Below are 14,222 nucleotides of genomic sequence, written 5' to 3'. Positions count from 1 at the left end.
AGGTGGTACATCCGGACAATGATTATTTGGATTAATGGAACGTTTGGTGTCGGAAAGACAACCGCAGCCCGTGGGTTGCAACAACGCATCAAAGGATCACATCTCTTTGATCCTGAGTTAACAGGTCAGCTGTTACGACAGCAACTCCCGCGCGAGACACAGACAGATGATTTTCAAGATGAACCGCTGTGGCGTCAGTTGAATCTGATGTTACTGGAACAAGTGGACCAGCCGTCAGCCGTCATCATCGTACCGATGACGCTGACCAATCCGGATTATTTTGACGAAATCATCGATGCCTTAAGAAACAAGGGGCATCAAGTGCACCACGTGACGTTGATGGCAAGTCCAACAACCATCCGGCGTCGTTTGAGAAGTCGTTTTGAACGCGCACAATCATGGGGAGGGCGACAGGCGGCTGAACGGTTGCGTGCCTTGGCACACCCGGTCTTCTCCCACCATGTCGATACGGATGATTTGTCAAAACAGCAAATCGTTGATGTAATTGGTCTATTGTGTGACATTCCGCTGTCACCACCTGGTTAAGTGTTGGGAATAGAAGGATTGAAACCAAACGATTGAGGGAAATAAAGGTGTGATGCGGCAGGCAAGTCTCGTATCAGATCTTTATTTTTTTAGTTTTAGTAGGAGGCTTTTATGAATATGAAACAATGGATGACTGAAAAATTAGGGAGACAGTTGATGGCGATTTTTTACAGCGTCTTTGCACTGGGTGTAATGACGTCTGTTGTCAGTTATCTGTATGTCGACAATGCAGCGGGTCAGACGAAAGAACAGGTTCTCGACCAGTTGCAGCAAACACAATGGTTTTGGTTTTTGAACTTATTGATTTTTCTTTTATGTTTATTGTTTATCGTCCGACCGCTTGTCCACCGGTTGACGATGCAGTTACACGAATTGAACATCAAAAGTCAGCGTCTGGCGGAAGGGAAATCGATTTCGCTGGAACACGACATTCCAATCGAAAACGAAGTAGGTCAGTTAACGCGATCCTTCTATCAGATGGCGGGTTCAATCTCTTCACAACACACGGAATTATCGCGTAAAAACCAACTGATGGAACAAAATCAAGAAACGCTGAAAGAAAAACAAAACGAACTGGAACGGGCGCTGGAAGTGACGCGTTCGAACGAACTGCATCTGCAAGACCGCAACGAATTGATTGAGACGTTGGCTTCGAAGGAGAGTCTGTTTGACTACTCCTCGGTCATCAGTACAATCGTGCGTTTGACGAAAACAGAGTTTGGCGCCTTGTTACTCATCAAGAACAACGAAATTTCTTCTGTTGTTCCAAAAGAGATGACGGAGGAGCAGCAGGAAAGTTTGAAAACAGAATCCTTGTTGCTCAAACGGGTGATGATTTCAAAAGAGATGGCGAATTCGTCGAAAAAAGTTGCCAACGATACGTTGATCGGCTTTCCGTATTACATCTATGAAGGGGTCATTCCCATCATGGATCCGGCAAAGGATGAACTGATCGCCTGTCTCTACTTGGCGCGATTTGATCAAGCGTTCAATAAAAAAGAATTGAAAGAACTGGAATCGTTCTCGAAACAGATTGCGATTTCCTTGATGCGGATGTCGTTGTATGAGCAGATGGAGTATGAACGCAAGGAAACGGCCCAGCTCCTCAATTCTGTCCGGGAAGCGATTTTATACATCAAACATGATGAAAAAACAATTCTCGGAAACAAAGCTTTATTTGATATCTTCGAATCCTTGCAGATTGAAGAAGACAACGATTCGATGACCTTCCTTGAAGTGCGACCGGAAACGATGTTTGAACAGGTGGATCAAAAAGAGGCGTTCGAAGCGTACTTTGAGGAAGTCTTGTCCGGTCAGATTCCGGAGGGAATGTTCTCGTTATCGATTGATCAAGGAGAATACTTCATTCAGGTTTATGCGGAAGAAATCACTCAGGGCGAACAGGGGAAAGGAACGATTCTCGTTTTCCGCGATGTCACGGCGGAGACTGAAATCGACCGGATGAAGTCGGAACTCGTATCGACCGTCTCCCATGAACTGCGGACACCGCTCTCGTCGATTTACGGATTCACCGAACTGATGCTGAAACGAGAGCTTGATCCGGAACGCAATAAACGGTATCTCCAGACGATTCATGACGAATCAAAACGGCTGACGGATTTGGTCAGTGACTTTTTGAATGTCCAACGAATGGAGTCCGGCAAACAGTCGTATGATAAAGAAGTGTTCGATCTGATTGATGTCTTGAAGGAACAGACACGTTTTTATCAGGCAGCGACGGAACAACATCGCTTACAACTTGATGTGGATGAAAACCATGAATTCTTGATTAATGCGGATAAAAACAGCATGAAACAGCTGATTGGAAACTTATTAAATAATGCGATCAAATATTCACCGGATGGCGGCGATGTCGTTGTCTCCTTGACGCATCACCACAATCAGATTGAGTTTAGCGTCCGGGACTTCGGTTTGGGGATTCCAAGCAGTGCGATGCCACACTTGTTCAGCAAGTTTTACCGGGTCGACAATTCGGACAGCCGGAAAATCGGCGGAACCGGTCTCGGTCTCTCGATTTGTAAAGAAATCGTTCGGGCACATGACGGAAATATTGACGTCGAATCGATTTTAGGCGAAGGAACAATCTTTACAGTTCTCCTGCCGAGTGTGTCGGATACGTTGATTGAAATGGACTAACACCAATAAGCAGGATCCGTCAGATGGAAGTAAGAACCGTCTGTCGGATCCTGTTTTTTTGATCGCTTGATGTAAAGTGAGTTTTCTCATAGCGGATTTGAATCGAATAAAAGCCGGCTCGACGGGATAGGAACGAATTTCTCGAAACATTTCGTGACGAAGTGACGGTTTTGCTTGCAAATCGTTTCAGATGTGCAGGGATTGCCGGTCAGATGTTGTGCTCGCTATAGTAGGCGAAGAGACCATCATCACGAAATCGAGGGAGAGATGAACATGGAACTGAGCACCTTATACGAGGAGATCGTCCGCAATCCGTCCGCGGATGAAGTCCAGGAAAATGCGAATGTGGACGGAAAATCCCCACTTGCCAAGCTGAATCGGATTGCGGGTGTGGCAACAAAACGAATGATGCAGGAGCTGTTGTTGTCAGAGGAGACCAAACAAGCCATTGCCGCCAATCTCATCTATATCCATGATGCGGATTACTACGTGACGGGGACGACGACCTGTGTCCAATTGCCGCTTGGTCGCCTGTTGACAGAGGGATTCGACATGGCACACGGAACGATCCGTCCGGCGCAAGACATCCGGTCAGCGTTGGCACTTGCTGCGATCATCATGCAGGCGAATCAAAACATGCAGCACGGAGGACAGTCCTATCCGATGTTCGATTACGATCTCGCACCGTTCGTCGAGAAAACTTACCAACGGCAACTCAAGAAAATCCGTGCGTTGATTCCGAAATGGTCGAATCGCCAAAAACGGGCGTATGCGCTGTCAGAAACGTATGAAATGACCTATCAAGCGTGTGAAGCATTTATTCATAACACGAACTCGATGCACTCGCGGGGCGGGGGACAAGTCCCGTTCATTTCGATCAATTATGGAACCGATACATCCGAGTTTGGACGGTTGCTGATCCGGGCCTTGTTGAACGCCACCAAAGCTGGACTCGGTAAAGGCGAAACGCCGATTTTTCCGATTCAGATTTTTAAGATCAAAGCAGGTGTCACGCTGCATCCGGCTGACCCGAACTATGATTTGTTTCAACTGGCGGCAGAAGTGACCGGAAAACGGTTGTTTCCGAATTTTGCATTTCTCGATGCGCCGTTTAACCGTTCGTCGCAGAATGGACCGGAAGCAGAAGTGGCCTACATGGGGTGCCGGACACGTGTCCTTGAAAACCGGCAGGGTCCGGCTACGGTCATCGGGCGCGGCAACCTGTCCTTTACGAGTCTGAATCTCGTTCGTTTGGCGTTGACGACGCAAAGTCTCGACCGGATGTTCGAAGCGGTCGCGACCTATACCGGACTGATCTGTGAGCAATTACTGGAACGATATCAGTATCAGGCGGACCGGACGGCGGAGGAGTTCGCCTTTTTGTATAAACACATATGGCGGGAAGGGCAGACACTTGCCGCGTCAGACCGTGTCGAACCGGTCTTACGGCAGGGCACGTTGTCGGTCGGTTTCATTGGGTTGGCGGAAGCATTGATTGTGCTGACCGGTCAACACCACGGCGAGTCGGAACTGGCTCATCGAATCGGGCAGGCCTTGATTCAAACCATGCGGACGGTCGTCGATCAATACGGTGAGAAGACGGGGTTGAATTTTTCCTTGCTCGCGACACCGGCGGAAGGTTTATCGGGCAAGTTTACGGCTGCGGACGTCCAACAATTTGGACGTATCCATCGCGTGACCGATAAAGGGTATTATACAAACTCGTTCCATCTTCCGGTCGAGGCACCAGTCACGATTCGTGAAAAAATCCGGTTGGAAGCACCGTTTCATGCTTTATGTAACGGCGGTCACATCACATATGTCGAGACGGACGGAGCGCTCGCTGAAAATCCTGAAGCGATTGAAGACATCGTCCGTTTGATGGCGGAGGCCGGAATCGGATATGGCTCCATCAATCATCCGATCGACCGGTGTTTATCGTGTCGGACGGAACAAACGATGGAGCAGGCTTGTCCGGTCTGTGGGGGACAAGACATCGAACGGATCCGCCGGATTACCGGCTACCTGGTCGGAACGATGGACCGGTGGAACGATGCGAAGCGGGCGGAAGAACAGGATCGGGTGCGACATGCGACTGCTCCAGATTCTCGCTGACTCGGTCGTCGATGGTCCGGGATTGCGGACCGTAATCTTTTTTGCCGGTTGTCCCCACCACTGTCCCGGCTGTCACAATCCGGAGTCATGGGCGAGTGACGGCGGACAGGACTACACCGTTGATCAAGTGATCCAACAGATTGAGCAGATCGGTTCACGGCGGATTACGATTTCCGGCGGAGAGCCGTTTTTCCAACCGACTGCCTTGGTGGAATTGGTCGCCGCCTTGGCGGGTTATGAGATTTATCTCTTTACGGGGTATACGTTGGACCAGTTGATGCGGGACGAGCAGGCGAGATGGGTGTTAGCCCGCATCGATTGTCTGATTGACGGGCGGTACGTTCAGACGCTCCCGGATCATTCCTTGCGGATCCGGGGAAGCACGAACCAACGCATCTTGAAAGCCGATGCGTTGAAAAACTATCTGTCGTAAAAAAATAGACCGTCTCCTCTGTCGAACAACAGAAGGAGACGGTCTATGTGGCGTTACGCGTATTTTTTTTCACGAGCTGGTTCGACCTGGACGATCTCTTGCGTGACATCGCGTTTTTTAATGAAGAAGGATAATCCCAACGCGAGCAGGGCGAGTAATGTCGCGATGAAGAAGGTGTCATTGATCCCTTCAACCATCGACTGGGTGATGATCGTTTGCGGATTCGTACCGGGTGTTGCGTTTGCTGTTAATTCTTTCGCATAATCGGCCGTCCGTGAGGTCATGACGGTGACGAGTAATCCTGAACCGATGGCACCGGAGACTTGGGACAGCGTGTTGTTAAGTGCTGTTCCGTGTGGCGTCAAATGTTGCGGAATATGGTTCAGTCCGTTAGTCATGACCGGCATCATGACCATCGAAATGCCGAGGAATCGTAACGTGTACATGATGACGAGGAACGAATAGGCGGTGTCTGCCGTCAAACGACTGAAGAAGAATGTCGTCAGGACGGTCAACGATAATCCGATCATCGCCAGGATGCGGGCACCGAACCGGTCAAACAAACGACCGGTGATCGGAGACATGAAGGCCATGACGAGCGCTCCCGGCAACATCAACAGACCGGAATGGAATGGTGAAATGCCGCGGATCGTCTGGACATAGATCGGCATGAGAATCATCGCCGAGAACATCGACATGTTCAGCACCATCGAGATTCCTTGAGACAAAGCGAACATCGGATATTTGAAAATCCGGAATTCAAGCATCGGCTCATCCAGCCGGAATTGACGTATAATGAACGAAGTGAGACTGATGACACCAATGGCGAGCGCACCGATGACCGTCAGCGATCCCCAACCGGCGGAACCGGCGGAACTGAAACCGTATAACAGTCCGCCGAAACCGAAGCTCGATAAGACGAGTGACAGTTGGTCGAGTCGCAGAGAACTCGTGACCGTTTCTTTTTTTAATAAGAAGAAACCGATGACGAGAACAAGCAGGGAAATCGGTGTGACGATATGGAACAACATCCGCCATTCGTAATGTTCTAAAACCCACCCGGATAGGGTCGGACCGATCGCCGGGGCGAACGTGATGACGAGACCGAAGATTCCCATGGCTTGTCCCCGTTTTTCAATCGGGAAGCCGTTCAGCAGCACGTTCATCAAGAGCGGCATCATAATGGCAGAGCCGGACGCTTGCAGCATCCGGGAGCCGAGCAGGATTGGAAACAGTTCCGCTTGACCGGCGACGATCGTTCCGATGGAGAACAGCCCCATGGCTGTTAAGAACAATTGACGGGTCGAGAACTTTTGCACAAGAAACGCCGATGTCGGAATCATGATTCCGTTGACCAGCATGTAACCGGTCGTCAGCCACTGGGCTGTATTGGCTTCAATGTTAAACGATGTCATGATAGAAGGTAGGGCGATATTTAACAGCGTCGAGTTAAGGACGGCGACGAATGCACCGGCCATTAAGACCGCTAAGATTAAATAAAGCCGAGATGATTGCTTGGTTGCTTGCATTTCGTTATGCTCCTTTTGTACAGTAAGTCTAATTTGTTATACACTGATTCTACAACTTAGCCATCTTACCGTTTGAAGCAACAGATTACAAATTATTTGCTTTATACACTAAAGTATACGGTTGATTTTTGAAAAACAGACCACATTTAAAGAAAAGGATACGATTATGAACCCAAAAAAGAAACAGCTCCTTGATGCTGCCTACCAACTGTTTGTCGAAAAAGGCTACCAGTCGACCTCGATCCAGGATATCTTGGATCAAAGTGTCGTCTCAAAAGGGACCTTCTACAACTATTTCTCCTCGAAAAATGAATTGTTCATCGATGTCTTCAACACGGTTTTTGAAAAAATGCGCAATGCACGGAAGGAAATTCTGGTCGGGCGGGATGTCTCGGATTACGAAACCTTCATCCAACAAGGGAATTGTTATCTGGAACTGATGCAAAAATACAAACTATACACCTTGTTCGAAGAAGCGATTGCTTCCAATGAAAAAGAGTTAAAAGCCTTCATGGAAAATAACCGTCTGCTCGAGATCGAATGGACGTATCACCGTCTGCGTGATCTGTTCGGGGAAGCGAAAACACCGTATTTGCTTGATCTTGCCGTCATCTATACCGGGATGTTGCAGTACGCGATGTACTTCTTCCGGCAGTCGGAACCAAACACGCAGCCGGAACGGGTCGTCCGCTACGTCTTCAACCGTCTTACCCATCTCGTCGAAGATGTCAGCCGGACGGAAGAACAGCTGATTCCGCCACGCTTTCTGTCGGTCTGGCTCGATCGCCCGCAAGACGAAGTCGTCATCCGCAAAGAACTGTTCGAAAAAACCAATGCTCACATGAAACGGCTGATTACACTGTCGCCGATTTCAGAAGAATCGAAGGAAGCCCACGATGAAGTGCTCGATTTCATCTACGAAGAGTTGCTCGAACGAAAAAAACCGAAAATTCATTTGTTGCGTCGTGCACTCGAGACACTGGCGGAAGATCCGATCTTCACAGGGCAGGAAATCATGACACAGTATCAAGGCATGGTCGACGAAATTGCTCACATTCGGACACGCGTTCAATAACAACTTGTCGAAATCGGAAAAAGGGAATAAAATAACAAAATGTGTCACAACAAGAAGAAATGAGGAATGGTATGTTTTCACAATGGAGGAAAGAATGGGTGTTGCAACCCAAAGCCGACATCCTGTCCGGGATTGTCGTCGCGTTAGCGCTTGTTCCGGAAGCAATCGCCTTCTCGTTGATTGCCGGTGTCAATCCGATGGTCGGTTTGTATGCTTCGGTCATCATCGCGATTGTGATCTCGATTGCCGGTGGACGACCGGGAATGATTTCAGCCGCGACTGGGGCGATGGCGCTCGTTGTCGTACAGCTTGTCAAAGATCACGGCGTCGATTATTTATTAGCAGCCGGTATTCTCGCCGGTGTGTTTCAAATTGTATTAGGGGTACTCGGCGTTGCGAAACTACTGCGCTTCATTCCGCGGGCGGTCATGGTCGGGTTCGTCAATGCCTTGGCGATCTTGATTTTTTCCGCTCAACTGCCGCAGTTTGCAGGACAGAACTGGATCATGTACGCGATGGTCGCAGCATCACTTGCCATCATCTTGATTTTTCCACGGTTCACGAAAGTGATTCCGGCACCACTCGTCGCGATTACGATCATGACGGTCCTGACGGTCGTCTTGTCGCTCGATACACGGGTCATCGGGGATATGGGACAAATTTCGGCTTCTCTTCCGAGCTTCTTTTTACCAAACGTTCCGTTCTCTCTCGAGACGCTGCAAATCATTTTCCCATATGCCTTATCACTGGCATTTGTCGGATTGATTGAGTCGTTGTTGACGGCACGGATCGTCGACGAGATGACGGATACGACGTCGAACAAAGCGACCGAGTCGCGCGGACAAGGGATTGCCAATATCATCGCCGGCTTCTTCGGCGGGATGCCGGGGTGTGCGATGATCGGTCAATCGGTCATCAACGTGACTTCCGGTGGACGGGGACGTCTGTCGACGTTTACGGCCGGTGCCTTCTTGATGCTGTTAATGGTGACGATGAACGACCTGCTGATGACGATTCCGATGGGGGCTCTCGTCGGGGTGATGTTCTTCGTTTCATATGCGACGTTCGATTGGGGATCATTTAAGATGCTGAAGGATTCACCAAAAAGCGACTCCGCCGTCATGCTGGCGACGGTGCTTGTGACCGTGTTGACGGATGACTTGTCGATGGGTGTCCTCGTCGGTATATTACTGGCCGCGATTTTGTTTGCCTCGAAGATTTCGCGAATCGATATCAAACGGCGCGAAGAGGGGACAACCGTCGTCTACGCGATCAACGGTCCGATCTTCTTTGCTTCGACGACGGCGTTCGTTGAACGATTTGATCTGACGGCAGACGCTTCGTTTAAGCAGGTCACCCTCGACTTCACCGCGGCACATCTGTTTGATGATTCGGCGACGGAAGCGATCGAAACCGTGGTCTTGAAATATCAAGCGGCCGGGATCAAGACGGAGCTCGTTTCTTTAAATGAAGAATCGCAAGCGCTGGTCGACCGGTTGGCACGTCGGATTGCTTGACGACAACAGACTGACGTAACATTTTATCTTAGGACGGACAAGGTTGGCGGATATCACATCCGGCAACCTTTTTTTGTTGGAAAAGCAAACTGTATCGAAGATTTTTTCGGTATACTGGGAAAAAAGGGGGAGTACACATGAAATGGTTTCGTTTTGAGCAAGAAGGTCGTGCACGAATCGGTGTCGAGGTGGAGCAGGAACGGTATGATGTGACCGAACAAGTCTATACCGATTCACTACTCGAAGTCATCGTCCGGGGATTTGAGATGGATTTGGATTTGGACGTGGCACCTCGTCTTCAGGATTCCGTCCGATTGCTGGCACCTTACATACCATCCCGGAATGTCATTTGTGTCGGGAAAAACTATGCGGATCATATCAAAGAAATGGATACGGCGGGGGCAGGGAAGTTCGTCTTGTTTACGAAAGCACCGACCTCAGTCGTCGGTCCGTTTGATTCAATTGAGCGTCATGCCGGATTAACGGATCAGTTGGATTATGAAGGGGAACTTGCAATCATCATCGGAACGACCGGTCGGGATTTGACGCCGGAAAACGCCTTGGATCATGTTTTTGGTTACAGCATCATCAATGATGTGACGGCTCGGGATCTGCAAAAAGAACACGTGCAGTTTTTCCGCGGTAAATCGCTCGACGGATTTTGTCCGTTTGGTCCGGTCATCGTGACGGAAGACAGCTTTGATCCGACGGATGTGTTGGTCGAGACACGGGTGAACGGTCAGCTCCGTCAGTCGGGGTCGACGAAATTGATGCTCCGTGATGTCGTGACGATTCTGACGGAAGTGTCGCGCGGAATGACGCTTGAAGCAGGCGATGTCATCGCGACGGGAACACCGGCCGGCGTCGGACATGGAATGACACCTCCCACGTATCTTCAGGATGGAGATGTCGTCGATGTATCGATTGAAGGGATCGGTCATCTGCAAAATAAAGTCAAAGCGTGAAATTAAATAGTCGATGACCGTCTTTTTTAAAACCGCTCAGGGGATGAGCGGTTTTTTTGTGTAAACGGTCATCATATGACCGTTTTTGGTGTATAATAGACGTATAAGAGGACATTATTGTCGAATAAAGTCACATTTTGAAGGTTTTTTGACGAAAAACATAAAAAGTTGAACGATTTTGATTGATTTTTAAATGTAAACGCTTTATATTAAAGATGCGGAGGGAAACCAATGTTAACGAAAAAACGCCATCAACTGATTCTTGAGTTATTAGCTCGAGAAGAAGTCGTCAAAATGCAAACCATCGTCGATCAGACGGGAGCCAGTGAATCCACGATTCGCCGAGATTTATCGCAGTTAGAAGCAGCGGGACATCTTCGACGGGTTCATGGCGGGGCGACCGCCAATCACTTGCAAATTGATGAACCGAGTTATTTCGAGAAAAGTGATCGTTTCGTCGAAGAAAAGGACCGGATTGCCCAAGCGGCAGCCGACTTGATCGAAGACGGAATGTACGTTTATCTCGATGCGGGAACGACGACACTTGCCATCGTTCCTTACCTCGAACAAAAGGCGATTACAGTCGTGACGAACAGTCTTCCTCTAGCGAATACGTTACTCTATCACCGTATCCCGACGTTCGTCGTCGGAGGGCAACTCAAGCATTCGACGCAAGCACTGGTTGGTTACAACGCACGTGAAGGAATGTTGATTTACCATTTTGATGTCGCATTTCTTGGGATGAACGGTGTTCATCCGACCCAAGGATTCACGACGCCGGATCCGGAAGAGGCACTCGTAAAGAAGACAGCGATTGAGTTGGCAAAAAAGTCTTACGTATTAGTCGATGAGACGAAGTTGGATGAAATCAGTTTTAGTCGGGTCGCTTCATTGCGAGCGGCGACGATCATCACGACGACATCGAGCGAACAAGAAGCGAAATACAGTCAATATACAGAGGTGGTGAACGCGAAATGATTTATACACTGACACTGAACCCATCGATCGATTATTATGTCACGTTGCCGGTATTTGAAGCCGGTCAGGTCAACCGTGTTGAACAAGCCGAAAAAGTGGCGGGTGGAAAAGGGATCAACGTCTCACTCGTCCTGAAGAACTATGAGGTCGAAACAGAGGCACTCGGATTTTTAGGAGGAAGCACCGGACAATTCATTCGCAATGAACTGGAGAAACAAGGTGTTTTGACAGCCTTTACGCCGATTGCCGATGAGACGCGGATCAACGTTAAAATTCGTGCCGATCAGGAATCGGAACTCAATGCAGCGGGACCGAATATTCAAGAAGATGAATTAAACGCGTTACTGGCAGCATTCGAGACGATGCAAGCAGGCGATATCGTCGTCTTTGCCGGCAGCATCCCAAGCAGCTTGCCGCAAGATTTGTACCGGAAGATTGCACAAGTATTAACGAAGCGTGGTGTCAAATTCGCCGTCGATACGACAAAAGAAGCGATGCTCGAAGTATTACCGCTTGGTCCATTCATGATCAAACCGAACCACCACGAGCTGGGCGAGATCTTTGACGTCGAGATAACGTCAAAAGAAATGGCCGTCCCGTACGCTCAACAACTGGTGGAGCGGGGCGCAGAGAATGTCATCATCTCCTTTGCAGGGGACGGTGCGTTACTCGTCAATAAACAAGGAGCTTACACGGCAAATACGCCAGCCGGTAAACTGATCAATTCCGTCGGTGCCGGTGATTCGCTTGTCGCTGGATTCGTTGCCAGTCATGCCCTCGGCCGACCTCCGGAAGAAGCTTTCCGTTACGCCGTCACGACAGGCAGTGCTTCTGCTTATGCCTTCGGATTATGCACGAAAGAAGATATCGATCGTTTATTAACCGACGTAAAAGTCGTTGAACTCATTCAATCATAAAAAGGAGTGACTAACTCATGAAAATCACAGATCTTTTGACACGCGACACCATCAAATTAGATTTACGTTCGTCTACGAAAGCAACCGTCATTGACGAGCTCGTCGATGTCCTCGATCGTGCAGGGAAATTAAATGACCGTTCTGCTTACCGTGAAGCGATTTTAGCACGGGAAGCCCAAAGTACGACGGGACTTGGTGAAGGCATCGCCATTCCACACGCGAAGACGGCAGCCGTTAAATCACCGGCTATCGCCTTCGGACGTTCGACAGGTATCGATTACGAAGCACTCGACGGACAACCAAGCCGTTTGTTCTTCATGATTGCAGCCGGTGAAAATGCCGATAACGCCCACCTTGAAACGTTATCCAAACTGTCGGTTTATCTGATGGACATGAAGTTCCGGGATACGATTCTCTCGGCTCGTTCAGAAGATGAAGTGATTGCTGCGATTGAAGCAAAAGAACGGGAAGAAGAAGGTCCGGTCGATGTCTCTTCTCCGGAAGTCGCAAAAGACGCACCATACATTCTCGCCGTTACAGCATGTCCAACCGGCATTGCCCACACGTATATGGCAGCCGATTCCCTTCGTCAAAAAGCGGAAGAAATGGGTGTCCGGATTAAAGTCGAAACGAACGGTTCAACCGGTGTCAAAAACGGTTTGACGAGTCAAGACATCCAAGATGCGACAGCAATCATCGTCGCAGCGGACAAAGCCGTCGAGATGGACCGCTTCAACGGAAAACACGTCGTCGAAGTACCGGTTGCCCAAGGTATCCGTAAACCAAAAGAATTGATTGACCGTGCCGTTAAACAAGATGCACCTGTCTATAAAGGCAGCGGATCAAGCGACAGCTCAAAACCGGCACGTGGTGGTTTCTATAAACACCTGATGAGCGGGGTTTCCGCGATGTTGCCACTCGTCGTCGCCGGTGGTCTGTTGATCGCAATCAGCTTCTTCTGGGGGATCAACTCCGCTAATCCGGATGACGCATCGTACAATGAGTTTGCCGCACAATTGATGTCGATTGGTCAGGCAGCATTTGGTCTCTTGATTCCTGTTCTTGCCGGATTCATCGCGATGTCGATTGCCGATAAACCAGGTCTCGCACCAGGTTTAATTGCCGGTTTCCTTGCAAGCCAAGGGAACGCTGGATTCCTCGGTGGATTGATTGCCGGTTTCCTTGCCGGTTACGTCGTTCTCTTACTGATCAAAGTCTTGCAAGGTCTTCCGAAAGCACTGGAAGGCATCAAGCCGGTCTTGCTTTACCCGCTATTCGGTTCATTCATCACGGGTATGATCATGCTTCTTGTCATCAACGAACCAATCGCTGCCTTCATGACATGGTTGACGGATTCACTCAACGGTCTCAGCGGCGGAAACGCTATCCTACTCGGTATGCTCGTCGCAGCGATGATGGCGATCGATATGGGTGGTCCAATCAACAAAACAGCTTACGTTTTCGGAACAGCCGCATTAACAGCAGGAAACACGGAAGTCATGGCAGCCGTCATGGCGGGTGGTATGGTTCCACCGCTTCTCGTAGCCTTCTCGTCTACGTTGTTCGCACGCAAGAAATTTACACCACAAGAACGGGAAGCCGGTATCGCAGCTTACGCAATGGGTGCTTCATTCGTCACGGAAGGTGCAATCCCGTTCGCAGCAGCAGATCCACTTCGTGTCATCCCATCAAGCGTCATCGGTTCAGCAATCGCTGGTGCCTTGACAATCGTCTTCGGTGTGTTGCTTCCGGCACCACACGGCGGTGTGTTCGTCTTCCCATTACTTGACGGACCATCGGGCACATTGATGGCAGTCCTCAGCTACGCTGGTGCGATTTTAATCGGAGCACTCGTCGGAGCAGCCATCCTCTCGATCTTGAAAAAACCGCTCGTCGATCAAGAAGTCGCGAAAAAAGAAATGACTTCAGGCGCCGGTACAAAAGCATCATAATCGATTGATTGGATCTCAAAATCACTCCAAGGCGACTT

11 protein-coding genes are annotated in these 14,222 nt (G+C 49.4%); 10 read left to right on the top strand and 1 reads right to left on the bottom strand.

From position 1 onward, the window contains the following. Positions 1 to 18: 18 nt before the first annotated feature. The 4 genes from P397_RS0111635 (at position 19) to nrdG (ending at position 5,251) form a co-directional block, all read left to right on the top strand. Positions 19 to 546 carry an AAA family ATPase gene (locus P397_RS0111635; RefSeq protein WP_028106660.1) on the top strand — a complete coding sequence of 176 codons (528 nt, stop codon included), beginning with the start codon at positions 19 to 21 and terminating at the stop codon, positions 544 to 546. A gap of 117 nt (positions 547 to 663) precedes the next feature. Then, positions 664 to 2,703 (top strand): ATP-binding protein, encoded by a 2,040-nt coding sequence (locus P397_RS0111630; RefSeq protein WP_028106659.1) that lies wholly within the window; start codon positions 664 to 666, stop codon positions 2,701 to 2,703. Positions 2,704 to 2,976: 273 nt separating this feature from the next. Beyond that, positions 2,977 to 4,818, top strand: a complete 1,842-nt coding sequence (locus P397_RS0111625) for an anaerobic ribonucleoside triphosphate reductase (protein WP_035414184.1) — start codon at positions 2,977 to 2,979, stop codon at positions 4,816 to 4,818. Next, positions 4,793 to 5,251, top strand: coding sequence for an anaerobic ribonucleoside-triphosphate reductase activating protein (gene nrdG / locus P397_RS0111620; protein WP_028106657.1), 459 nt, complete (start codon positions 4,793 to 4,795; stop codon positions 5,249 to 5,251). Before P397_RS0111625 ends, nrdG begins: the two co-directional genes overlap by 26 nt. Positions 5,252 to 5,304: 53 nt before the next feature. On the opposite strand, the gene P397_RS0111615 is transcribed toward nrdG, so the two are convergent. After that, positions 5,305 to 6,780, bottom strand: coding sequence for a DHA2 family efflux MFS transporter permease subunit (locus tag P397_RS0111615; protein ID WP_026833424.1), 1,476 nt, complete (start codon positions 6,778 to 6,780; stop codon positions 5,305 to 5,307). A gap of 166 nt (positions 6,781 to 6,946) precedes the next feature. Between P397_RS0111615 and P397_RS0111610 the strand changes: the two genes are divergently transcribed. The 6 genes from P397_RS0111610 to P397_RS0111585 all read left to right on the top strand — a co-directional run bounded on the left by P397_RS0111610 (position 6,947) and on the right by P397_RS0111585 (position 14,184). Beyond that, the gene (locus P397_RS0111610) at positions 6,947 to 7,855 is read left to right on the top strand and encodes a TetR/AcrR family transcriptional regulator (protein ID WP_028106656.1); all 909 of its coding nucleotides are present in this window, start codon (positions 6,947 to 6,949) and stop codon (positions 7,853 to 7,855) included. 71 nt (positions 7,856 to 7,926) lie between these two features. After that, positions 7,927 to 9,372, top strand: coding sequence for a SulP family inorganic anion transporter (locus P397_RS0111605; protein WP_028106655.1), 1,446 nt, complete (start codon positions 7,927 to 7,929; stop codon positions 9,370 to 9,372). Positions 9,373 to 9,509: 137 nt separating this feature from the next. Continuing rightward, positions 9,510 to 10,337: a fumarylacetoacetate hydrolase family protein gene (locus P397_RS0111600; RefSeq protein ID WP_028106654.1), complete on the top strand. Its 828-nt coding sequence runs from the start codon at positions 9,510 to 9,512 to the stop codon at positions 10,335 to 10,337. 231 nt (positions 10,338 to 10,568) lie between these two features. Then, complete coding sequence (locus tag P397_RS0111595; RefSeq protein ID WP_014970033.1) at positions 10,569 to 11,315, top strand: DeoR/GlpR family DNA-binding transcription regulator; 747 nt, start codon at positions 10,569 to 10,571, stop codon at positions 11,313 to 11,315. Further along, complete coding sequence (pfkB, locus tag P397_RS0111590) at positions 11,312 to 12,232, top strand: 1-phosphofructokinase (RefSeq protein WP_026833420.1); 921 nt, start codon at positions 11,312 to 11,314, stop codon at positions 12,230 to 12,232. The genes P397_RS0111595 and pfkB overlap by 4 nt, the downstream gene beginning before the upstream one ends. A 17-nt stretch (positions 12,233 to 12,249) precedes the next feature. Further along, positions 12,250 to 14,184 carry a PTS fructose transporter subunit IIABC gene (locus P397_RS0111585; protein WP_026833419.1) on the top strand — a complete coding sequence of 645 codons (1,935 nt, stop codon included), beginning with the start codon at positions 12,250 to 12,252 and terminating at the stop codon, positions 14,182 to 14,184. Positions 14,185 to 14,222: the final 38 nt, after the last annotated feature.

It is taken from the genome of Exiguobacterium undae DSM 14481, from assembly GCF_000620805.1.
GTDB classification, from domain to species: Bacteria; Bacillota; Bacilli; order Exiguobacteriales; family Exiguobacteriaceae; genus Exiguobacterium_A; species Exiguobacterium_A undae.
This window is presented reverse-complemented; position numbering and strand designations above follow the sequence as displayed.

Coding starts and splice junctions, on each gene's coding strand:
- P397_RS0111635 (WP_028106660.1), top strand. CDS start 19: ATGATTATTTGGATTAATGGAACGTTTGGTGTCGGAAAGACAACCGCA.
- P397_RS0111630 (WP_028106659.1), top strand. CDS start 664: ATGAAACAATGGATGACTGAAAAATTAGGGAGACAGTTGATGGCGATT.
- P397_RS0111625 (WP_035414184.1), top strand. CDS start 2,977: ATGGAACTGAGCACCTTATACGAGGAGATCGTCCGCAATCCGTCCGCG.
- nrdG (WP_028106657.1), top strand. CDS start 4,793: ATGCGACTGCTCCAGATTCTCGCTGACTCGGTCGTCGATGGTCCGGGA.
- P397_RS0111615 (WP_026833424.1), bottom strand. CDS start 6,780: ATGCAAGCAACCAAGCAATCATCTCGGCTTTATTTAATCTTAGCGGTC.
- P397_RS0111610 (WP_028106656.1), top strand. CDS start 6,947: ATGAACCCAAAAAAGAAACAGCTCCTTGATGCTGCCTACCAACTGTTT.
- P397_RS0111605 (WP_028106655.1), top strand. CDS start 7,927: ATGTTTTCACAATGGAGGAAAGAATGGGTGTTGCAACCCAAAGCCGAC.
- P397_RS0111600 (WP_028106654.1), top strand. CDS start 9,510: ATGAAATGGTTTCGTTTTGAGCAAGAAGGTCGTGCACGAATCGGTGTC.
- P397_RS0111595 (WP_014970033.1), top strand. CDS start 10,569: ATGTTAACGAAAAAACGCCATCAACTGATTCTTGAGTTATTAGCTCGA.
- pfkB (WP_026833420.1), top strand. CDS start 11,312: ATGATTTATACACTGACACTGAACCCATCGATCGATTATTATGTCACG.
- P397_RS0111585 (WP_026833419.1), top strand. CDS start 12,250: ATGAAAATCACAGATCTTTTGACACGCGACACCATCAAATTAGATTTA.